The following is a 20,255-nucleotide window of genomic DNA, read 5'->3' on the forward strand; positions in this document are numbered from 1 at the left end:
GCCCAACCCGCCCGGCGGTCGCCAACCACCGGCCAGCACGAGGAGCGCACCGGCCTGTTGCCCACCCCCACCCCGGCGGTGCCTCATCCGGAGAGCCCTACTCCACATACGGCTACCGCGGCGTCGACATCACCGCCCCGCTGGAACAGGGTCAAGCTGGGTGACCCGGTCGAGACGAACTGGGAAGCGTCTTGCCCGACGGGCATCTTCCGTAGGTTCTTCCGTAGGTTCTTCCGTAGGTTCTTCCGTAGGTACTGAAGAACCGTGGCACCGGCTGTCCGCACGGCGGTGCCGCCGCCGCTCTCCGTCGCGGCGCCCTCGTTCCGCGTCCCGTGGCACCCGCGTCGCACAGGGCGGACAGTAGGAGCAGGGGCATCAACAGTGGGGGCAAGGGCCTCAGGGGCATCAGGGAGGCGAGATGATCATGGAACGCTACCCGCCCATCGCCGACCACGGCCTCGTCGGCGACCTGCAGACCGCTGCTCTGGTCTCGTCCCAGGGAGTCGTCGACTGGTTCGCGGCTCCCCGGTTCGACTCGCCCAGTGTCTTCGCTGCCCTGCTCGATCACGACCGCGGCGGCTACTTCCTGTTGGCGCCGGAGGACCGGAACACCATCTGCAAGCAGCTCTACTACCCCGACACCGCGGTTCTGGTGACGCGGTTCATGTCGCCGGACGGGGTCGGCGAGATTTTCGACTGCATGCCACCGGACCGCACCGGCACCCCCACGGACAGACATGTGCTGCTGCGCGGCGCGCGAGCCGTGCGCGGAACGGTGCACTTCACTCTGGAGTGCCGTCCGCGGTTCGACTATGGCCGGGCCACTCACCACCTCGACGTGCGGGACGGTACCGCCACGTTCCGGGCACCGAATGTCACCGCCTACCTGCAGAGCACCTTCCCCCTGCAGCCGGACGGCACGGACATGCGGGGTGAGGTGACCTTGAGGCCAGGTGAGCTGGCCGTGGCTGTGTTTACCGTCGGCGGGCCCGATGGCGACACGCCGCCGCCGGTCGACCCGGGCCATGCGATGGAGCAGTTCTGGGACGTGGTGGACTTCTGGCAGCACTGGGTGCGCTCCTCCCGGTACCGCGGCCGGTGGCCATATGTGGTGCACCGCTCGGCCATCACGCTCAAGCTGCTCACCTACGCACCCACGGGTGCCCCCGTCGCCGCCGCCACCATGGGCCTGCCCGAGCAGGTGGGCGGTGAACGCAACTGGGACTACCGCTACACCTGGGTACGCGACGGCTCCCTGTCCGTGCGCGCCCTCCTCGATCTGGGGTTCGCCGAGGAGGCCGCGCAGTTCACGCACTGGCTGGGTGACCGTCTCCAGGCCCGGGAGCGCATCGACGGCGAACCGCTGCAGATCATGTACCGCGTCGACGGGGACCCCGAGCTGCCGGAGGAGGTTCTCCCGCACTTCGAGGGCTATCGCGGTTCGTATCCGGTGAGAGCGGGGAACGCGGCGGCCGATCAGCTGCAGCTGGACATCTATGGGGAGGCGCTCTACGCCCTGTCGGAGGGGCGTGAGATCGCCATGGGAAGCAGCTACCACGGCTGGAAGAACCTCGCCCGGACGCTGGACTGGCTCGCCGATTCCTGGGACCGCCCCGACGAGGGCATCTGGGAGACCCGTGGCGGGCGCCAGGACTTCACCTTCAGCCGGATCATGGCGTGGGTGGCCCTGGACCGGGGGCTGCGCCTGGCGCGCGAGTACAGCCGTCCCGCCGATGCCCCTCGTTGGACCGCGGCTCGCGACGCGATCCTCGAACAGGTGATGCAGCGGGGCTGGAACGAGAAGGAGCAGGCCCTCGTCCAGCACTACGGAGGTGATGTCCTCGACGCTTCGCTGCTGCTCGTCCCGCGCCTCGGGTTCCTGGCGCCCAGGACGGTGAGCTGGCTGTCGACCCTGGACGCGATGGAGCGCACGCTGGTGTCGGACAGCCTCGTCTACCGCTACGACCCCGCGGCCTCTCCGGACGGTCTGCAGGGCTCCGAAGGCACCTTCAGCCTCTGCACCTTCCTCTACGTGGATGCTCTCGCCCGTGCCGGCCGGATCCGTCCGGCGCGCTATGCCTTCGAGAAGATGCAGACCTATGCCAACCACGTCGGCCTGTTCGCTGAGGAGATCGGCCCCACTGGCGAGCAGTTGGGCAACTTCCCGCAGGCCTTCACACACCTGTCGCTGATCATGGCCGCCACCACCCTGGACGACGCCCTCGACCAGCAGCGCGACTGAGAACCACGGCGGAGAACCACGGCTGAACGGCTGCTGAGCACGACGGCTGAGCATGACGGCTGAGAACTCCCAACGAAATGAGTCGGAGCGTGCCGCCCGAGGTCGCGCAGCGGTTCAGCCGCCGGTGGCGAAACCGGGGAAGAGGGTCATGCCGCCGTCCACGTACAGAGTGGCGCCCACCACGTAGTCCATGAGGTCCGAGGCAAGCCCGACGGCGGCGCGGGCGATGTCCTCGGGATCACCGACCCGCCCGTACGGAATCAGCTGCAACAGGTCCTTCTCCGCATTGGGAGTGTCCCAGGCGCTGCGGTTGATGGGCGTCCTGATCGCTCCTGGGGCGATTGCGTTGACCCTGATCCGGTGGGGCGCGAGCTCCTGGGCGAGCGTCTCCATCATCATCTGCACGCCGCCCTTGGAGGCCGCGTAGTTGACGTGGCCGGCCCAAGGGATGAGCTGGTGCACCGAGCTCATACAGATGATCTTCCCGGCCGCACGCGACACCTCGGGGACGACCCCCCGCCTCAGAAACTCCTTCGCCGCCTCGCGCGCGCACAGGAACTGGCCGGTGAGGTTGACGTCCAGCACCTTCTGCCACTGGGCCATCGTCATCTCCGTGAGCGGAGCGTCGCGCTGCAGCCCGGCGTTGGCCACGAGGATGTCGATGGTCCCGAACTCCTGAGTCATCCGCTCGATCATCGCGACGACCTGGTTCTCCTGGGACACATCCGCCTCGTACGCCGCCGCACGCACTCCGAACCCGGAGATCTCCTCGACGACCTGCTCGGCCTGCTCGCGCCCGGCGACGTAGTTCACGACCACGTCGGCTCCGGCGCGCCCCAGGCCGATGGCCGTCGCCCTGCCGATGCCCGAGTTCCCGCCGGTGACGAGTGCCTTCTGGCCTTTCAGCAGCTGGGCGGGGATGACGCCCTGGGTGGCTTCCTGAGTCACGCTCACGCCGGTTCTCCTCCTCAACTGGCTGACCTCATGGCCCAATGCGGGTCGGGTTCGGGTCGGGTCGGCTCCTGTCGCCACCGAATCATCCGGAGGCCCGGACCACACGCCGGACGTGGGCAGATTGCGCCGATCGGTCGAAGACGGCCGGGCCCGGAGGGCAGGTGGCTCCGCCGCCCATCGACAGGACGCCCCCCTCTCCCCCTCCCGCGGACGACTCCCCCAGGGGTGCGGGCGCTCTTACGGGGTGCGGGCGATGTGTGCGCGGGATAGCCTGATTGAGAGGAAAATCAGGATCTAGGCGGTTTTGCAGACGCCGATTGCCTCGCTTTGTGTGGCTGTACGCCTTGTGCGCCTTGTACGTCTTGTACGTCTTGTACGCGGTGATCAATTCTTTCTGCGGAGACCCGCCGAGCGCGGTGCACCCCCTCGCAGTTCGCAGGCAGAGATGGGCAACGGCCCATTCCCTCTCCGCCAGCCCGTCTCGCGCTTTGCGCGCCGGAGTAGCGCCGGCTTCAGGGTCCGCAGCTCGCAGTACCTGCGGGAGGTCGGGATGAGAATTGTCGTTGATCTTTCCCGATGTGAAGGGTATGCGCAGTGCGCGTTCCTGGCTCCGGACGCGTTCCGGATGCATGGCGAGGAAGCGCTGATGTACGACCCGAGCCCTGATGACGCCCGGCGCGACCAGGTGCTACGCGCCGCGGCGGCCTGCCCGGTCCAGGCGATTCTGGTCGACCAGTTGGAGGGGCGGGACGCACCGGTGGAGGCGTCGGGGTCATGACCAGCGCCGACAACCTGCGAGCGTTCAAGCGCGACGGCCGCATCGTGGTCGTCGGGGCCTCACTGGCGGGACTGAGGGCCGCGGAGGCTCTGCGCGCCGAGGGCTTCACCGGATCGTTGACCATGATCGGCGACGAGTTGGGCGAGCCCTACGACCGGCCCCCCTTGTCCAAGCAGGTACTGACCGGGTGGGTACCGGCCGGGGACACCACGCTGCCGCGACGTCGTGACATCGATGCGGAGTGGCTGCTGGGTGTGCCCGCCGGCGGGCTGGACCTGGCGACCAACCATGTCCGTCTCGCCGACGGACGCGAGGTCCCCTTCGACCGAGTGCTGATCTCTACCGGGGTACGGGCCCGGCCCTGGTTCGTGGAGAGCGAGGCAGCCCTGGACGGCGTGTTCGTCGTCCGTACGCGCGAGCACGCCGAGAGCCTGCGGCAAGCCCTCGCCGCCGGGCCCTCCCGTGTGCTGGTCATCGGTGCGGGATTCACCGGCTCCGAGATCGCCTCCGTCTGCCGTGAGCGGGACATCCCCGTGACCGTCGCCGAACGCGCGCCGGCCCCGCTGGTCGGGGCGCTCGGCGCGATGATCGGCGAGGTCGCGGCGGACATGCAGCGCGCTCACGGTGTCGACCTGCGTTGTGGCGTCAAGGTCACCCAACTGGAGGGCGACGCTCAGGGGCGGCTCCGCCGTGCTCACTTCGACGACGGCAGCACGGTCGACGCCGATGTGGCGGTGGTGGCGCTCGGGGGCATCCGCAACACCGAGTGGCTGCGGGATTCGGGACTGGCGGCGGGCGTCTGGGGCATCGCCTGCGACACGGGCTGTCGCGCCCTCGACCTCAACGGCCTGGTCACCGACGACGTCTTCGTCGCCGGAGACGTGGCACGCTGCCCGAACCCGGTCTACGAGTACCGGCTCATCTCGCTGGAGCACTGGGTCAACGCCGTGGAGCAGGCCGAGGTCGCGGCGCACAACATGGTCAGTGGCCAGGCGGACCGCTGGCCGCACCTGTCCATCCCGCTGTTCTGGTCGATCCAGTTCGGCGTCAACATCAAGTCCGTCGGCGTGCCGACCTTCGCCGACGAGGTGGCCGTCACCCAGGGGTCGGTGTCCGACCACCGTTTCGTCGCCTCATACGGCTATCGGGGCCGCGTCACCGCGGCGGTGAGCTTCGACAACGCGAAGTGGCTGGACCACTACCGGCGGCTGATCGAGACGGCCGCACCTTTCCCGCCGCCCTGCCCCACGCCCGACCAGCCTGTGGACATGAAACCGGTGCCCGTCGACTTCCCCGGCCCCACCCTGCTCGCCGAGGGCGCCACCGTGGTCGTCACCGGTCATGACCCGGGTGAGCGGCGCGTCACGTCCGCGCAGCAGCACCCGTAGGGCAGCAGCACCCGTAGGAGGGAAGGGAACAGGAGGAAAGCGAGATGACCACGATCCAGAGGCCCGACACGCTGCGCCGGATTCTCGACTACTCCTCCCGGGCCGACCCGTATCCGCTGTACGCCGAGCTGCGCAGGACGCCGGTGGCCCGGCAGGAGGACGGCAGCTACGTCATCAGCACGTATCGCGAGCTCACGGGCATACTGCACAACCCGCACCTGAGCTCCGACGTCCGCAATCTGGCGCATCCGATGCCCCTGTACGAGGAACGCACCACGCCGTCGTTCATCAACCTCGACCCGCCCGAGCACGACCGCCTGCGCCGTTTGGCGATGCGCCATTTCGGCCCCCCGCACACCCCGGGGCTGGTGACCGGCCTGGAACCCGCCCTGACCGCCACCGTCAGCAGTCTGGCCGACGGGTTCGCGGGCAAAGGGCAGATCGACATCGTCGACGATTTCGCCTACCCGTTCCCCGTCACTGTGATCTGCCACGTGCTCGGCGTGCCCCGCGAGGACGAACCGAGGTTCCACGTGTGGGTGGACGCCATCGTCAACTCGATCGACTACGACCCCAAGACCGACCCGAAGGAAAAACTCGACAACGGCGTGCAGGCCACCAAAGACCTGCACCAGTACCTCGGCGGGCTGCTGGAACAACGACACGCCCGGCCTACCGACGACCTGTTGTCGCGGCTGGCCAACGACGACGGGCCGGACGGGCGAATGACCGACGACGAAATCGTCAGCACCGCCCACCTGCTCCTCATCGCCGGCCACGAGACCACCGTCAACCTCATCACCAACGGCATGCTGACGCTGCTGCGCCACCCCCAGGTCCTGCAGCGACTGCGCAACGAACCGGGCCTGGTCGTGCCGCTGGTAGAGGAACTGCTGCGTTACGAGCCGCCCGTGCACATCATTCCCTGGCGGGCGGCGTACAGCGACATCACCGTCGCCGACACCGTCATCCCCAAGGGCTCGCAGATCATGCTGATGCTGGCCTCGGGCAGCCGCGACCCGAACCGCTTCCACGATCCCGACCGCTTCGACCCCGATCGGCGTGACAACGAGCACCTGGGATTCGGCAGCGGCATCCATCTGTGCTTCGGCGGCCCGTTGGCCCGGCGGGAGACCCAGATCGCGCTGACCGAGCTGGTACGCCGCCTCGATCGGCCCAGGCTGGTCACCGATCCGCCTCCGTACCGGCGCAGCCCCGTTCTTCGTGGTCCGATCCACCTTCACGTCGAGCAGGGTGGCGGCTGACCCGAAAGCGCGCAGGTTCTCAGGTGGCGAGGATGCTGATGCCGTCGCCGAGGAGCTTGAGGCCGAGCACGAAGAAGAGGACGGCCAGGACGGCGTCGTTGTGCTGCGCGGCCCAGTCCCGCCAGTTGCCGAGGATGCTTTTGGCACGTTCGCCCATGACCAGGTAGACGGCGAGTGGTGCGAGCACTCCGAGGGAGGCGATGACCACGAAGATCGCGAGTGTTCCGATCTGCTGTGGCACGGGGAGCCCGGCGGAGCTGATCGAGGCGCCCGCGGCGATGGTCAGGGGCGCGTTCTTGAGGTTGGCCGCCGAGAGCAGCAGCGCCAGGCCGAGGATCTTGACGGGAGTGAAGCGGTCGATCGCCGCCATCCACTTCGGAAGCTGTGCCTGGGAGGGGTCTCTGGGGCGGCGGCGCCACTGACGGGCACCGAAGAGGGAGAGGAGCACGCCCAGGGCGAGTTTGAGGGCTCCGACCCAGGTGGCCGGGTGCTTGTGGGTGGAGGCTCCGCCGGTGCCGCCGACGACCAGCATGATTGCGCCGAGCGCTGCGAGCCCCAGAACCCAGCCGAAGGCGAACAGCAGTCCGTTGAAGCGTCCCCGCGGGGTGGCCAGGATGAGGATGATCGCCACGATCGGGAGTGGGCTGGCGGCAACACCGGCGGCCAGGCCCAGCACATCACCGACAGCGTGCCCCACAGGGACCTCCGGGGGAGAGATGGATGATCCGGAGCGGACTGCCCGTGTCGGCCGGCTCGAGGCCGACGTGCCTGGCCCTGGGACGGGCACAGCCCTCTCCGCCATCGTGGAGGTCTCCGGACCTGGCGGCCATCGGCCGGCGGCGAACAGGTGACCTGACCATCGGCCTTCGCGCACGCATGTGGGCCCTACAGCGCGACAGCTCGGCAGTTGTTCAGAGCGGAAGCTCAGGACCGGCGGTAGTAAATCAGCGTGGTAGTAATTCAGTGGCCGCCCGAACCCGCGAACCCCACGCTGTACGCCATGGAAGAACCGCAACACCGGATCAGTGCGGCCTACGCGGAATCCACGATCACCGTCTACCAGGCGTACTCCCCGGCCATCGGCCTGCCCGCCGTCCGCGAGGACCGCTTCCCCGCCGAATGGACGCGGGGCAGGACGGCGTGGATCAAGCCCGACGTTCTCGAACGTATCCAGGAGGGTGCAGCGCTTCTGGCGTGGAGACCGGGCCTGTGACTCTTCCTGGCTCCTTCGCCCAGTTCGCGCGCCAACCCTGTGGCCGGGCTCAGTCGAACCCTTCTCCACCCGCTTCCTGACCCATGTCAAGGAAAGCCCCTGCAGACCGATGAGTTTCCGCGTCGGCGGGCGTCTACCGGTGTGACAGTCCCGACCAGGCACAAGCCAGGCACAAGAACGAGGAGACGAAGCATGAGCACCGAGCAGACCACCCCGGCCGACGGCTTCTCCTACAAGCTGACCCGGACGCTCGACGCCCCCGCGGTGAAGGTGTGGCGGGCGTGGACCACCCCCGAGCAGTATGCCCAGTGGGCTTACGCTGCTGCCGGCTCCGTCGAGATGGACGTACGGCCGGGCGGAGCGTGGAAGGCCACGATGGTCACGCCCGACGGCGGGCAATTCCCGCTGACCGGCTCGTATCTTGAGGTAGCCGAGAATCGCCTCCTGGTGGTCGGCATGGACGTACCCGGCAAGCCCGCGCCCGCGGCCATGACCGTGGAACTCGACGAGCAGGACGACCAGCGCACGCAGATCGTGCTTCACCAGACCTGCGACACCGCCGGGGAACGCGACATGGCCGAGCAGGGCAGCACCATGCTCCTCGACAGCCTGAGCGTCTTCCTGGCCGATGAGGCGAGGAGCTGAACCCTGCTCAGAACCACCAACCGGGCGTGGATCAAACAGGGTTGTGAACAGGGACTCAGCAGCGACATGTGCCGGAACCCTGACCTGCATCAACTGCTTTGGGCGAGCCCGCCGATGGGTGGATCATGGCTACGTGACGAAGTGGACGAAGAAGGAAGCTCCGGTCAAGCCAGACCGTGAGCCGGAGCTTTCCGCATACCAGCCGACGATGCGGAGAAGACTCCTCGCGGCCCCCGTAGTACCGGCGCCCGAGCCCTGGCAGCGCATCGCATACGTCCCGGTCGGCGGACTCCTCGGGATCGGCTTCGCCTCGCACCCCGACACCGGCCACGACTTGGTGATGGCCGTCTCACACGACGGCCACGGCCTCTTCGACGCCGTCACGGGAGAGAAGATCGCCCGGGATCGCGACCCCGACCCCGAGGACAGCACTCCTGACGAAGCGATCGATCTGTCGTGCCCCGGGCTGGGCCCCATAGCCGGAAGCAGGGTGCACATCGCCGGGCTCTTCGGGGGAGGACTTCACACCACCACAGCAGACGGCTGGATCCTGGAAGTTGTTGTCCCCGCCTGGCCCCACGAGCGTGTTCTGCTCTCCCGCGACGGCGGACTACCCCACCGCGGACCGCACGGCGAGCAGTGGTGGCACATCTTCCACTCCTCCTACTCGGAACTGCGAGCAGCCGGCTTCTCGCCGTCCGGGCAGACCATCGCCGTCGCGACCAGCAGTGATGTGTCCCTTTGGACACGCGTGACGGATCACAGCCCCGCCGACAGCTCTGAAGCATGACCGAAGTGTGCCGCCCGCCGGGCATGGTGTGATTCAGAGCGATCTGCATCTGCTGTCGCAGAGAAAGCATGGCGATGGACGAAGACGAGAGTCTGCGACGCTACGGTCTGCACCCCGTCGGTGCGAGCCTCGACGCAGTACGACGCCTGCTCGCGGTACAAGTCCGGCTGGAGCAGGAAGCTCAGGGTTACGGAGACACTGAGCTGATGAAGCTTTGCTGCGTACAGCTGTTCAACGCCGGCTCTCTCAACGACGTACTGCTGATCTGGCAGGCGAAGTCCGCCAGTCTGGACGCCGACTGCTCGATTGACGTTCAATTGCTGTGCGGAAGCGGACTGGCCCGGACCAAGGCGTACCTGTCGTGCCTGCGTCCGGCCGATGCAGATGCGGCACTCCAACGCCTGGTCCAGTGCGAAGCCGCCGGCGACTTCGAGGACTTCTCCGCCGAAACGTACTCCGCTCTGCACGCCACCTACTATGCGCCGTGACGCCCTCCAGCAATGGGTTATCAAGCCGCGTTGACAGACTCCTGTCGGTCGCCCGCGTTCGGGGTCATGGGCTCTCTTGGAGAACGCCTGAGCCCTGCTGGCGGGGACACGTTCGATGTCAGTGGCCCCTTCTAGGCTGCAAGCCATGAGCAGATGGATGGGGAACACCCAGGTCCTGGCAGAACAGGCCGCCCAATACCGCGCCCTCGCGCAGCGCGGCGATCTGCCTGAGCTGTCTCGCGCAGTCATGCGGGGCGCCTGCGACAACGGCTCCATGACGGGTGTGGGGTTCGAGAACATGGAGCTCCTGAGGGCACTGCCCGACAAGGACCGGCTGGAGCTCGCCGGCATATGGGCCCGTTGGTACGCCCATGTGGAAGACGACTGGTCGGCCGAGGAGTTCAGGCGGGATCTGGAATACCTCCGCACCGAACTGCTCATGGTTGCTTCCGGAGTCGCCCGTGGCCTCGACGGGGACCTGTTGGCTGCCGAACGCCAGGAACGGCTCTCGGTGTTGAGGGACCAGTACCTCATCTGGTCGACCCACCGGATCTGGGAAGTGGCCGACGCGGAACTCGCAGCCGGGCGTACTCCCGACACGGCCGTCCTGGCCGCCTTCCGGCGCACAAGTGCGGCGGCGAACCTGCCGGGCTTCCGTCGCACGCACGCGGCCGCGAACGGCGCGGAACCCGGAATGCGAAACCTGCTGGCTCATTTTCCTGGCCCGGTGCTCAATCCCGGTGAACCGTGGGCCGACGCGGCTCTCAAGGAAGCAACTGCCGGTGGAGAGCCGTGGCAGCGGCTGCTGGAGCATGCGGCCCCCGCGACGGCCGACGCACCATCGGCGAAGTGGAGACGGACCGGATCGGCCCTGCTGGACGCCGTTGGCCCAGAGGAGGCGCGACGAGCAGTGCTCAGGTGGTTGGAGCTGGCCCATCTGGATCGAACCTTCCCGCTTCTCGGTCATCCGCACCTCCCGTTCGATGTGAACGCGCGTTTCGACCCCTACAACTCCCACGTGCTGCGTGGACTCGCTTGGATGCTTTCCCTCCTTCCGCCTCGGCCGGACACCGTCCATGCCCTCGTCGGCCTCGTCGAGACCTCCCTGGACCATCGGTCCGGAGACGCTCCCCGCTCGCCTCAAGTGGCTGAGGCGGGCATCGTCGCGCTGGCTCTGCTCGGGCACCGGGCAGCACGGACGGAACTGGAGACCCTTAGTAGATGGGTGACGCACAAGGGCACGTCGCGGCGCATAGACAAAGCACTCGCGGTGCTCTGATCAGGCCGCGGCCGCTCTCACCAACACCTGGATCACCACGCCTCAGCCACATCGAACGACCAGGACGAGGAGCGGCCCTCCGACCGGCCGGACCCTCCCCGGCAGCGGCGGCTCGACGGCGAAGGCACCTCTGCTCAGGTGGCCTCGGAGTCGCTCGGCTCGATTACCCGGGCCAACCGGCGCTGACCTGAGTCTGGCGCCTACCACCGAGACCTGCCGGCGCTTCCGGCGCAGCGGCAGCACCACGGCGGGCTGACCCGGTCGCGGTCAGTCACGTTCCGTGGGCCGATGCGCGAACTGCCGATGTCACTGGGCCCACGTACCTTCTCGGTTGACCGCCCGGCCGGGCGGCGACGGAGGGATGAGACATGGAGTGGATCGGGGACGCCCGGCTGGCAGCCGGGGCGGAGGCCGCCTGGTACTTGGAGACGGCGTTCACGCCCGGGGAGCAACTGGGGACGGTGTACGACGATCCGACAACGCCTGTCGTGGTCACCGGGATTGAAGAGGTGACCACCATGCGCATACCCAGCGGACGTCTTGTCGTGGACGCGCCGTGGCATGACGACGAAGTCTATGACTACGAGCGAGGACTGCCGACGAGCCCCCCACGGGAGCTGGCGGTACGAATTCCCCCGGGCACCTACCGGGTGGAGATCGCGTGGACGGCGGGGCCGTACGAATTCTTCGGGGAGCACTTCGACGGCCTTGCGTGCGCCGCGACCCGCTTGTGCATCAGTGACGACCCCGTGGCCGGTTGGGAGATGGGCCTGGGGGTCGACGACGACATCGACCGGCTTCAGCCGGGCGAGATCCGCTTTGGCTCCGACGCCAATGTTGGCTGCTTCGCCGACGCCGGCGCGTGGACTGCCTTGACCGCGCCGTTTCGCACATATGTGGACGGCCAGCCGGTGCCGCGCGACTCCGAACAACTGCCTGGCTGGTGTGAGCGGGTCACCGACGAGTCGCAGCAAGCCGATCTGGTCACGTTCACGGCAGAGGGGGGCGGCGTCGTCTGGCTGGGCCGCACCAAGACCGGAGACGTGGCCACAATCGTCGTAACCAGCGGCCTGCCTGGCGCCAAAGCCTGACGCGGCGACCAGCGAGCCCGGCACTCGCCGAACTTCCCCACTCGCTCGCCGACTTGATCGAGTGAGGCGAGGAGCATCCCCGGTCACCCAACAGCCGGCTGGAGCCCATGCGTCATATGGCAGCAAGGACTCGGCAGCACGTGCACATGCATTGACATGTTCACGGTACATCCTTATGGTCCGGACCAATCCTTCCATATTCGGAACTGCGTTCCCATTCGTGAATGAGGTCATCGGATGGCACGAACCAGAACCGCACTGCTCACTGTTCTAGCTCTACTGGCCGGCCTGTTGAGTCTTCAGTTCACCGGGCCGGCCCCACGGGCGGCGGCCGTGTCGGCCGCGCCGGCCACCTTCACCCACCCCGGCGTGCTGGTGAGCCGGGCCCAACTCGACTTCTCCCGTTCGAAGGTGCAGGCCGGCCAACAGCCGTGGAAGGCCGCGTACGACGGCATGATGGCGAGTTCCTACGCCTCGTTGTCGCGTACGGCCAAGCCGCGGGCCGTGGTGGAGTGCGGGTCGTCGTCCAACCCCAACTACGGCTGCACAGACGAGCGTCAGGACGCCATAGCGGCCTACACCACCGCGCTCGCCTGGTACTTCACCCGGGACAGCAGGTACGCCAAGAAGTCGATCGAGATCATGGACGCCTGGTCCGGGACCATCACTCAAGAACGGCAACTGGGAACTGGTCATGACCGAGGCGGCGATCGGCATCTCGGTGTTCATCGAGGACCGCACCAGCTACGACAAGGCGGTCAGCACCTTCCTCGCCCGCGTCCCCGCGTACGTCTACCTGACCAGTGACGGCGACCTGCCCAAGCCGCCCGCGGGCAGCAGCATCGACACCAGCGCCGAGATCATCAAGTACTGGCAGGGCCAGAGCACCTTCACCGACGGCCTCGCCCAGGAGACCTGCCGCGACTTCGGGCACACCGGCTGGGGCATCGCCTCCATCGCGGACATCGCGGAGACCAGCCGCATCCAGGGCCAGGACCTCTACCCGAGGATCCAGGACCGGCTGCGGCACGCACTGGGCTTCCACACCTCCTACGAGAACGGCACCGCCGTGCCGTCCTGGCTGTGCGGCGGTTCGATCAGCACGGGCCTCGCCAGGGTCACGGAGGTGGGCTTCAACGCGCTCCACAACCGGCTCGGCATCGGCATGTCCAACACCCAGAAGTACACGGAGGCGCACCGGCCGTCCGGCACGGACAACTACTTCAACGCCTGGACGACCCTCACGCACGGGGACAACCCCAGCTGACCACCTCCGGCCACCGCTCACGTTGCGGCTACGGCGCCTCACCTTCCGGGCGCCGTAGCCGTTTCCGTCTCCCGCTGCGCCGGGAAGTCGGCCGATCACTGCCCTGTGCCGGGCCGCGTCGGCCCCGGAGAATGGAAGCGGATGTTTCGCTTGGAGCGTCGGTACCGGAAGTCGAGGGGGAGCCGTGCTGTTCGGTCGGAGTCGTGAGCTGCGCATGCCCACACCCGAGGAGGCGCCCAAGGGGCGCCCCTCGCTCGCGTACGAGGTGCCCGAGCGGCATGCCGTGCTCGGGACGGCGTTGCGGGGGCCGTACCCCGAGGGCTCCGAGGTCGCGGACCTCGCGCTCGGGTGCTTCTGGGGTGCCGAGCGGAGGTACTGGCAGCTTCCGGGCGGGGTGTGGACGACGCTGGTCGGCTTCCAGGGCGGATACACGCCCCACCCCGTGGACGACGAGGTGCGTACGGGGCTGACGGGGCACGCGGAAACGGTGCGCGTCGTGTTCGATCCGGACAGGGTGTCGTACCGCGATCTGCTCACCCTCTTCTGGGAGTCCCACGACCCCACCCAGGGCTTCCGCCAGGGCAACGACGTCGGCACCCACGTCCGGTCGATCCTCTTCACCCGCTCCCCCGCCCAGCGCGCCGCGGCCGAGGAGACCCTCACGGCCTACCAGCGAGCCCTGTCCGCCGCCGGGTACGGCGAGATCACCACAGAGATCCTTCCGGCCGAGCAGCACCCCTTCTATCCGGCGAGCGCCCTCCACCAGCAGTACCTGGCCAGGAATCCGGCCGGGTACTGCGGGCTCGGCGGTACGGGGGTCGCGCTGGTGCGGTGAACGCATGGGTTCGCCGGGCGTGCCGCGCCGTTTCACCCCCTGACATCGATCAGTCGGGCGGGATCGATTGATTTTCGATCGAAAGCGATCGATAATCGATGCATGCACAGCTTCCTCATAGCCGCGCTCCGCGCCGGCATCGTCGCAGCGTTCGCACTCGGTCTCTTCGGTCAGATCGTGGTCATCCCCACGATGGCGGCCGACGAGGTCGACCGCTTCCCTCCCTACGCCCCGTTCGCCGCGCCCTACGTGACAGTGGCGATCATCGGTGTCGTCTGCATCCAGGTCGCTCTCGCCGCGGTGTGGATGCTGCTCACCATGGTCCAACGCGACGCGATCTTCACAACGAAGGCCTTTCGATGGGTCGACACCATCATCGGGGCATCGATCGTGGCGACGCTGCTGGCGACCGGGGCCGCCGGACATCTGGCCCTGGCCGAAATCCCCTCTCCCCACGACGGTATGGACATCATCAGCGCGCTGTTCGCGGCCGTCGCGAGCGTCGGTGTGGGGGTGGCGTTCGCGATGCTCGTTGTCGTCCTGCGCAGTCTCCTGCTCAAGGCGACAGAGCTGCAGACCGAGATCGCCGAGGTGGTCTGATGGCGATCATCGTCGAGCTCGACCTCCAGCTCGCCAAACGCGGCCTGTCGGTGGGCGAGTTCGCCGATGCCGTCGGCATCACCCCCGCCAACATCGCCGTACTGAAGAACGGTCGCGCCAAGGCGGTACGGTTCACGACACTTGACGCGATCTGCCGCACACTCGACTGCCAGCCCGGCGACGTACTGCGCTGGGTGCCGGACGATGACGCGGACGACGGCTAGAAGGTCTGGAACGTGTCGAGAACGAGCCCTTCGCGGAGTGCGGCCAGGCGGGGGCCGGGGATCGCCCGCCCGGAGGCGGAAGACGATCCCGCTCCCCCGCTCCTCCGCCGGCGGGCGGAGGCCGGTGACCGGCAGGAGAGGGCAGGACGGACGAACCGTCAGCCTCCGCTGCCGTACGGCCTGGTCAGGATCTCCAGCCTGTGGCCGTTCGGGTCGTCGAAGTAGGCGCCCCGGCCGCCGTCGTTCCTGTTGATCTCCATTGAGTGGCGGTGGTACGGGTCCGCCCAGTAGGTGAGACCGGCCGCCCGGACGCGGGCGAAGATCTCGTCGAAGTCCGCCTCCGAGACGAGGAAGGCGTAGTGCTGGGGCGTGATGGGCCCGGACGTGTCCGCGTAGTCGAGGGTCACGCCGTTGGTGATCTCGACCGGGATGAACGGACCGAACTCCGGACTCACTTCCAGCCCCAGGATGTCGGCGAGGAACTGGGCCGACGCCTGCTTGTCATGGGCGGCGACGATCGTGTGGTTCAGCTCGACGGACATGGCGAAGACTCCTCGGCACGAGTGGGGTGCGCACGACATCGCGGCGCTGCCCGTACGACTTCAAGGACACTTCCCACGCTAGGCACCCGCTCCGGCGAGCACCATCCGTCCTCCGACCTCATCCGCTCCGTCTCACGAACGGGGACTCGGGTCCTAGGCGAGACTCGGACAAATTAAGGTAAGGCTTACCTTAGCGAGGGGTGGAGTGTTGTGCACAGGTTCGGTATGAGGACCGTACTGGCCGTGACCGTCGCCGGTGGAGTGCTGCTCACCGGATGTTCGGCCGACGGCGGCACCGGCGGTACGGCGGAGGGCGACGGCAGGTCCGACGGCTCGCGCAACCGGCCGCCGCCGAGCAGGTCAAACTGTGGCTGACCGGCAGCCTCAACGGCCGTGGCTGGGAGCAGGCAGGCCCCCTCGGCATCGTGCTGCTGCTCTCCCTGCCCGCCCTGCTGTGGGTGAGCCGGGCGCAGAAGCCGCTCGGTCTCGACCCCGACACGGCCGCCGCGCTCGGCATCCGCGTGCACCGGGCCCAGCTCGGCCTCACCGCGCTCGGCGTGGTGCTCGCCGCGACCGCGACGGGTGCGGCCGGACCGATCGGCTTCGTCGCGCTCACCAGTCCGCAGCTGGCCCGCCGCCTGACCCGTACCCCTCAACTCCCCCTCGTGGGCTCGGCGTTGACGGGCGCGATCGTCGTCGTCACCGCCGACCTGGTGGCCCGCACGCTGGTCCCGCCCCTGGAGATCCCGGTGGGCGCGCTCACCTCCCTCGTCGGCGGTCCCTATCTGCTGTGGCTCCTGGGGCGCGCGACCGGTCGACGCGACCAGGCCCACGTCGGCTGAGCTGCTGCGATACCACGGCAGCGGGCGAAGAAGGGCCGGAGCCGTGTCACCGGCCCCGGCCCTCACTGACAGCCAGGTGGTCAGATCGTCGCCGTGTCGATCACGAACCGGTACCGCACGTCACTCGACAGCACCCGCTCGTACGCGACGTTGATCTCGGAGGCCTCGATCAGCTCGATCTCGGCGCCCAGGCCGTGCTCGGCGCAGAAGTCCAGCATCTCCTGGGTCTCGCGTATGCCGCCGATGCCGGAGCCCGCGAGGGTCTTGCGGCCGCCGATCACGGAGAACAGGTTGAGCGCGACGGGCTCCTCGGGCGCGCCCACGTTCACGAAGGCGCCGTCCGTCTTCAGCAGGGACAGGTAGGCGTCCAGGTCCAGCGGGGCGGACACGGTGGACAGGATCAGGTCGAAGGAACCCCGGAGCTCCTCGAAGGTCTTCGGGTCGCTGGTCGCGTAGTAGTGGTCGGCGCCCAGCCGCTCCCCGTCGTCCTTCTTGCGCAGGGACTGGGAGAGGACCGTCACCTCGGCGCCCAGCGCGTGCGCGATCTTGACGCCCATGTGGCCGAGGCCGCCGAAGCCGAGGACGGCGACCTTCTTGCCGGGGCCCGCGTTCCAGTGCTTCAGCGGGGAGTACGTGGTGATGCCGGCGCACAGCAGGGGCGCGGCCACGTCGAGCGCGAGCCCGTCGGGGATGCGTACGACGAAGGCCTCGGCGACGACGATCTTCTGGGAGTAGCCACCGTGGGTGGGCTCCCCGTCCTTGCCGATGCCGTTGTACGTCGGGATGTTGCCCTTGAGGCAGTACTGCTCCAGGCCGGCCTTGCAGTTCTCGCACTCACGGCAGGAGTCGACCATGCAGCCGACGCCCACGCGGTCGCCGACCTGGTACTTGGTCACGCCGGAGCCGACCTCGGAGACGACGCCGGCGATCTCGTGCCCGGGCACCATCGGGAAGATGGCCTCGCCCCAGCCCTCGCGGGCCTGGTGGATGTCCGAGTGGCAGATGCCGGCGAACTTGATGTCGATCAGTACGTCGAACTCACCGACCTCGCGGCGCTCGATCGTGGTGCGCTCCAGCGGAGCCTTGGCCGCGGGAGCAGCGTATGCAGCGACAGTGGTGGTCATGCGGGGGGTACTCCTAAGAAACAGCAGAGGATCATCCTGCTCGGGCTCCCGGCCTGCCTTCGGGCCGGGCGCGACTTCCAGCCTGCCTCAGCCACCAGGGTTCGCCCAGGTCACAGCTTTGCGTACGTCCACTGGTCCTACTACTGGCGGGGTCAGGCTCACGGTCGTACGACCGTGAATACTGGAGGCATGGACGAGAAGCCCGAGACCGTGCCGGCCGGCGGCCAGGGGCCCGCCGGCGATGCCGGGGCGACCCTGGACCGGCGGGCCGAGCTCAGCGAGTTCCTGCGCACCCGGCGCGCCCGGCTGAAGCCGGAGGACGTGGGGCTGCCGGACTTCGGCCGGCACCGCCGGGTGCCCGGGCTGCGCCGAGAGGAACTCGCGCAGCTGGCGGGCGTCTCGGTGGCCTACTACACACGGCTGGAGCAGGGCAACGGGCGCAATGTGTCGGCGGAGGTGCTCGACGCGATCGCGCGCGCCCTGCGGCTGAGCGACGCCGAGCACGCGCACCTCACGCATCTCGCGAAGGGGAAGGCGCACAAGAAGAAGCCGTCGGCGCGGACGGAGCAGGTGCGGGGCTCGCTGCGGCAGCTGCTGGACCTGCTGGACGGTGTCCCCGCGTACATCACCGGGCGACGCTCGGACGTCCTGGTGTGGAACCGGATGGCGGCGGCCGTCTTCGGGGACTGGTCCGAGCTGCCCGCCCAGGAGCGGAACTGGGCGCGGATGGTGTTCCTGAAGCCCGAGTACCGCGAGCTGTTCGTGGAGTGGGACCGCAAGGCGGTCGACGTGGTGAGCTATCTGCGTATGGACGCGGGCTGCCATCCGGACGACCCTCGGCTGTCCGCGCTGGTCGGGGAGCTCTCGATGAAGAGCGAGGAGTTCCGGCGGCTGTGGGCCACGCACGACGTCAGAGAGAAGGGCCACGGGGTGAAGCGGCTGCGTCATCCCCTGGTCGGTGAGCTCACCCTGTCCTTCGAGACATTCCGGCTGCCGGACGACGGCGAGCAGGCTCTGATCACGTACCACGCGGAGCCGGGCTCACCGTCCGCGGAAGCGCTGCGTCTGCTGGCGAGCTGGGGCGCGGACGCGAGGGCCTCCGGCCGGAGCGCGTCCGCTCTCGGGGGCCCCACGGTTGGCCGACCGGAGTAGCCGCTGCGGGAGGTGTCCGGGCATCCGCCTTCACGCGCCCGCCGCCCCCTCCCCTGCGCCCGCGCCCGTGCCCCGCACGACGGTCGGCTTGTAGTGGCGCATCTCCTCGATGTACGGCGCGTACGGCTGGATCTCGGCGAGGAAGTCCTGGAACAGCTCCGACTTCCGGAAGCCCTCCAGATGGTCCTCGGTCGACGTCCAGGTGATGCGGAGGATGAAGTGCTCGAAGTCCTCCTCGCAGCGGGCCAGTTCGTAGTCGACGCACTGCGGTGCCTCCGCGAGCGGGGCGGCGGCCTTGGCGTAGGCGGCCAGGAACTCCGCCGACCGCTCCTCGGGAATCCGGTAACGGATGTACTCCACGGTCGATGTGGTCATACGTCCACGGAAACACGAACGGCGAACGTTCAGCCAGCCGGCCCGTCCGCCTTGAGCGCCGCGACGAACGGGGCCCAGGCGTGGGCAGTGAGGACGAGGACGGGCCCGTCGGGGGTCTTGGAGTCGCGTACGGGGACGAGACCGGGGAGGTTGTCGGCAATCTCCACGCAGTTGCCGCCGCTGCCGTTGCTGTAGCTCGACTTGCGCCAGAGGGCGGCGCCGGGGAAGTCGCTCGCGACCTCCACGCACTCTCCGCCGCTGCCGTTGCTGTAGCTGCTCTTGAACCAGAGCGCGTCACTCAAGTCGATCCGGTTGCTTGCCATTTCGGTAATCCTCCGCCGCTGCCTTGATCATGGCCAGGGACGCCTCCGGAGCGAGCGCGACGGCCCTGAGCAGATCGTACGACCTGCGGTACTCCTCCACGAGGGCCGGATCGTCGATCGTGTCACCGCTGTGCAGCGACTCCGTGTAGAACAACGGCGGAGCGTCCGGGAAGGTCATGATCATGCCGGTACCGAGCATGAAGGGGTGCGGACCACACTTCCGCAGGATGAGCTGCGTAGCGATGCGGCGGCGTTCGGAGAGCTCCACGATCCGGTCGAGTTGTTCGGCCATTTCACGCGGCGGCAGGATCGCGTCCGTGATGAGCGACTCATGCAGGATCGCCCAGTACGACGGCGTGCGGTGGTCCTTCTCGAAGAGGCAGGCCCTGGCCATACGCGCGGTGACCTTGCCCTCCACCTCCTCGTCCAGCGACAGCGGGTGCGTCGCCCTGACCACTGCCCGCGCGTACGCGGGAGTCTGGAGCAACCCTGGAAGGATGGTGGGGCCCCACACCTCAATCGTCTTGGCGTGTTTCTCGGCCTCCAGGGCCTTCTCGTAGTACTCGGCGTGACCAGCCCTCCTCGCCCTCCGCACATCCTCACAGTTCCGCTCGAAGAACCCGTTCGTCTTCAGGACCTCATCCACATGCCGGGCCAGATCCAGCGGCATCCGTCGCTCCCCGCGCTCGATGTCGCTCAGGTGGGACTTGCCGTAGAAGCTGCCCGCGACAAGTTGCTCCAGGGAGAGCCGGGCGGCTTCCCGCTGCCACCTCAACTCCTTGCCGTAGAAGGTCGGGACGCTCATCGAGCCGTCGATGTCCTTGCGTCGTGCCATTGC

The 20,255-nt window shown here is 68.2% G+C and carries 20 protein-coding genes and 3 pseudogenes; 16 read left to right on the forward strand and 7 right to left on the reverse strand.

Annotated features, from left to right (window positions below):
- The first annotated feature begins 424 nt into the window (after positions 1-424).
- Positions 425-2,242, forward strand: a complete 1,818-nt coding sequence (locus FPZ41_RS23115) for a glycoside hydrolase family 15 protein (protein WP_152865514.1) — start codon at positions 425-427, stop codon at positions 2,240-2,242.
- 114 nt (positions 2,243-2,356) lie between these two features.
- Here the strand turns inward: FPZ41_RS23115 and FPZ41_RS23120 are convergent, their stop codons facing one another.
- Complete coding sequence (locus FPZ41_RS23120; protein ID WP_322620601.1) at positions 2,357-3,196, reverse strand: SDR family oxidoreductase; 840 nt, start codon at positions 3,194-3,196, stop codon at positions 2,357-2,359.
- Positions 3,197-3,746: 550 nt separating this feature from the next.
- Between FPZ41_RS23120 and FPZ41_RS23125 the strand changes: the two genes are divergently transcribed.
- From FPZ41_RS23125 to FPZ41_RS23135, 3 genes are read left to right on the forward strand one after another with little or no spacing between them, the layout of a single operon-like run.
- On the forward strand, positions 3,747-3,974 hold the full coding sequence (locus tag FPZ41_RS23125) for a ferredoxin (protein WP_152865516.1): 228 nt from the start codon (positions 3,747-3,749) through the stop codon (positions 3,972-3,974).
- Positions 3,971-5,362: an NAD(P)/FAD-dependent oxidoreductase gene (locus tag FPZ41_RS23130; protein WP_152865518.1), complete on the forward strand. Its 1,392-nt coding sequence runs from the start codon at positions 3,971-3,973 to the stop codon at positions 5,360-5,362. The genes FPZ41_RS23125 and FPZ41_RS23130 overlap by 4 nt, the downstream gene beginning before the upstream one ends.
- A gap of 44 nt (positions 5,363-5,406) precedes the next feature.
- Positions 5,407-6,627 (forward strand): cytochrome P450, encoded by a 1,221-nt coding sequence (locus FPZ41_RS23135; protein ID WP_152865520.1) that lies wholly within the window; start codon positions 5,407-5,409, stop codon positions 6,625-6,627.
- Positions 6,628-6,646: 19 nt separating this feature from the next.
- Here the strand turns inward: FPZ41_RS23135 and FPZ41_RS23140 are convergent, their stop codons facing one another.
- Entirely contained in the window at positions 6,647-7,324 is a 678-nt protein-coding gene (locus FPZ41_RS23140; RefSeq protein ID WP_322620602.1) for a GAP family protein, read from the reverse strand.
- 303 nt (positions 7,325-7,627) lie between these two features.
- Here FPZ41_RS23140 and FPZ41_RS23145 point away from each other — a divergent pair.
- The 10 genes and pseudogenes from FPZ41_RS23145 to FPZ41_RS23190 form a co-directional block, all read left to right on the forward strand.
- A pseudogene (locus tag FPZ41_RS23145) lies at positions 7,628-7,789 on the forward strand (DUF4291 family protein); the annotation flags it as partial.
- Positions 7,790-8,032: 243 nt separating this feature from the next.
- Positions 8,033-8,485 (forward strand): SRPBCC family protein, encoded by a 453-nt coding sequence (locus FPZ41_RS23150; protein ID WP_152865526.1) that lies wholly within the window; start codon positions 8,033-8,035, stop codon positions 8,483-8,485.
- Positions 8,486-8,618: 133 nt separating this feature from the next.
- Entirely contained in the window at positions 8,619-9,275 is a 657-nt protein-coding gene (locus FPZ41_RS23155) for a hypothetical protein (protein ID WP_322620603.1), read from the forward strand.
- Between the two features lie 74 nt (positions 9,276-9,349).
- On the forward strand, positions 9,350-9,763 hold the full coding sequence (locus FPZ41_RS23160) for a hypothetical protein (RefSeq protein WP_152865528.1): 414 nt from the start codon (positions 9,350-9,352) through the stop codon (positions 9,761-9,763).
- Positions 9,764-9,908: 145 nt separating this feature from the next.
- A complete protein-coding gene (locus FPZ41_RS23165; RefSeq protein ID WP_152865530.1) occupies positions 9,909-11,042 on the forward strand; it encodes a hypothetical protein in 1,134 nt (377 codons plus the stop codon).
- Between the two features lie 368 nt (positions 11,043-11,410).
- On the forward strand, positions 11,411-12,133 hold the full coding sequence (locus FPZ41_RS23170) for a DUF4241 domain-containing protein (protein ID WP_152865532.1): 723 nt from the start codon (positions 11,411-11,413) through the stop codon (positions 12,131-12,133).
- 237 nt (positions 12,134-12,370) lie between these two features.
- Positions 12,371-13,400, forward strand: a pseudogene (locus tag FPZ41_RS23175) (alginate lyase family protein).
- Between the two features lie 214 nt (positions 13,401-13,614).
- Entirely contained in the window at positions 13,615-14,235 is a 621-nt protein-coding gene (gene msrA, locus FPZ41_RS23180) for a peptide-methionine (S)-S-oxide reductase MsrA (protein WP_152865534.1), read from the forward strand.
- A 102-nt stretch (positions 14,236-14,337) separates the two neighbouring features.
- Positions 14,338-14,835 carry a DUF2975 domain-containing protein gene (locus FPZ41_RS23185; protein ID WP_152865536.1) on the forward strand — a complete coding sequence of 166 codons (498 nt, stop codon included), beginning with the start codon at positions 14,338-14,340 and terminating at the stop codon, positions 14,833-14,835.
- Positions 14,835-15,059: a helix-turn-helix domain-containing protein gene (locus tag FPZ41_RS23190; RefSeq protein WP_152865538.1), complete on the forward strand. Its 225-nt coding sequence runs from the start codon at positions 14,835-14,837 to the stop codon at positions 15,057-15,059. The genes FPZ41_RS23185 and FPZ41_RS23190 overlap by 1 nt, the downstream gene beginning before the upstream one ends.
- A 158-nt stretch (positions 15,060-15,217) precedes the next feature.
- Here the strand turns inward: FPZ41_RS23190 and FPZ41_RS23195 are convergent, their stop codons facing one another.
- Positions 15,218-15,601 (reverse strand): VOC family protein, encoded by a 384-nt coding sequence (locus FPZ41_RS23195; protein ID WP_152865540.1) that lies wholly within the window; start codon positions 15,599-15,601, stop codon positions 15,218-15,220.
- 275 nt (positions 15,602-15,876) lie between these two features.
- On the opposite strand from FPZ41_RS23195, the gene FPZ41_RS23200 reads away from it, so the two are divergent.
- The gene (locus FPZ41_RS23200; protein ID WP_265584252.1) at positions 15,877-16,443 is read left to right on the forward strand and encodes an iron chelate uptake ABC transporter family permease subunit; all 567 of its coding nucleotides are present in this window, start codon (positions 15,877-15,879) and stop codon (positions 16,441-16,443) included.
- An 80-nt stretch (positions 16,444-16,523) separates the two neighbouring features.
- On the opposite strand, the gene FPZ41_RS23205 is transcribed toward FPZ41_RS23200, so the two are convergent.
- Complete coding sequence (locus FPZ41_RS23205; protein WP_152865542.1) at positions 16,524-17,567, reverse strand: NAD(P)-dependent alcohol dehydrogenase; 1,044 nt, start codon at positions 17,565-17,567, stop codon at positions 16,524-16,526.
- Positions 17,568-17,756: 189 nt separating this feature from the next.
- Between FPZ41_RS23205 and FPZ41_RS23210 the strand changes: the two genes are divergently transcribed.
- Complete coding sequence (locus FPZ41_RS23210) at positions 17,757-18,719, forward strand: helix-turn-helix domain-containing protein (protein WP_152865544.1); 963 nt, start codon at positions 17,757-17,759, stop codon at positions 18,717-18,719.
- A 60-nt stretch (positions 18,720-18,779) separates the two neighbouring features.
- Here FPZ41_RS23210 and FPZ41_RS23215 read toward each other — a convergent pair.
- The 3 genes and pseudogenes from FPZ41_RS23215 to FPZ41_RS23225 all read right to left on the reverse strand — a co-directional run.
- Positions 18,780-19,094 (reverse strand): annotated as a pseudogene (locus FPZ41_RS23215) (putative quinol monooxygenase); the annotation flags it as partial.
- Positions 19,095-19,123: 29 nt separating this feature from the next.
- Positions 19,124-19,417, reverse strand: coding sequence for a DUF397 domain-containing protein (locus FPZ41_RS23220; protein ID WP_152865546.1), 294 nt, complete (start codon positions 19,415-19,417; stop codon positions 19,124-19,126).
- Positions 19,389-20,252 (reverse strand): helix-turn-helix domain-containing protein, encoded by an 864-nt coding sequence (locus tag FPZ41_RS23225; RefSeq protein WP_194236187.1) that lies wholly within the window; start codon positions 20,250-20,252, stop codon positions 19,389-19,391. The genes FPZ41_RS23220 and FPZ41_RS23225 overlap by 29 nt, the downstream gene beginning before the upstream one ends.
- Positions 20,253-20,255: the final 3 nt, after the last annotated feature.

The sequence above is a fragment of the Streptomyces acidicola genome, from assembly GCF_009377235.1.
Taxonomy (GTDB): Bacteria; Actinomycetota; Actinomycetes; order Streptomycetales; family Streptomycetaceae; genus Streptomyces; species Streptomyces acidicola.

Coding starts and splice junctions, on each gene's coding strand:
- FPZ41_RS23115 (WP_152865514.1), top strand. CDS start 425: ATGGAACGCTACCCGCCCATCGCCGACCACGGCCTCGTCGGCGACCTG.
- FPZ41_RS23125 (WP_152865516.1), top strand. CDS start 3,747: ATGAGAATTGTCGTTGATCTTTCCCGATGTGAAGGGTATGCGCAGTGC.
- FPZ41_RS23130 (WP_152865518.1), top strand. CDS start 3,971: ATGACCAGCGCCGACAACCTGCGAGCGTTCAAGCGCGACGGCCGCATC.
- FPZ41_RS23135 (WP_152865520.1), top strand. CDS start 5,407: ATGACCACGATCCAGAGGCCCGACACGCTGCGCCGGATTCTCGACTAC.
- FPZ41_RS23150 (WP_152865526.1), top strand. CDS start 8,033: ATGAGCACCGAGCAGACCACCCCGGCCGACGGCTTCTCCTACAAGCTG.
- FPZ41_RS23160 (WP_152865528.1), top strand. CDS start 9,350: ATGGACGAAGACGAGAGTCTGCGACGCTACGGTCTGCACCCCGTCGGT.
- FPZ41_RS23165 (WP_152865530.1), top strand. CDS start 9,909: ATGAGCAGATGGATGGGGAACACCCAGGTCCTGGCAGAACAGGCCGCC.
- FPZ41_RS23170 (WP_152865532.1), top strand. CDS start 11,411: ATGGAGTGGATCGGGGACGCCCGGCTGGCAGCCGGGGCGGAGGCCGCC.
- msrA (WP_152865534.1), top strand. CDS start 13,615: ATGCCCACACCCGAGGAGGCGCCCAAGGGGCGCCCCTCGCTCGCGTAC.
- FPZ41_RS23185 (WP_152865536.1), top strand. CDS start 14,338: ATGCACAGCTTCCTCATAGCCGCGCTCCGCGCCGGCATCGTCGCAGCG.
- FPZ41_RS23190 (WP_152865538.1), top strand. CDS start 14,835: ATGGCGATCATCGTCGAGCTCGACCTCCAGCTCGCCAAACGCGGCCTG.
- FPZ41_RS23195 (WP_152865540.1), bottom strand. CDS start 15,601: ATGTCCGTCGAGCTGAACCACACGATCGTCGCCGCCCATGACAAGCAG.
- FPZ41_RS23200 (WP_265584252.1), top strand. CDS start 15,877: ATGTTCGGCCGACGGCGGCACCGGCGGTACGGCGGAGGGCGACGGCAG.
- FPZ41_RS23205 (WP_152865542.1), bottom strand. CDS start 17,567: ATGACCACCACTGTCGCTGCATACGCTGCTCCCGCGGCCAAGGCTCCG.
- FPZ41_RS23210 (WP_152865544.1), top strand. CDS start 17,757: ATGGACGAGAAGCCCGAGACCGTGCCGGCCGGCGGCCAGGGGCCCGCC.
- FPZ41_RS23220 (WP_152865546.1), bottom strand. CDS start 19,417: ATGGCAAGCAACCGGATCGACTTGAGTGACGCGCTCTGGTTCAAGAGC.
- FPZ41_RS23225 (WP_194236187.1), bottom strand. CDS start 20,252: ATGGCACGACGCAAGGACATCGACGGCTCGATGAGCGTCCCGACCTTC.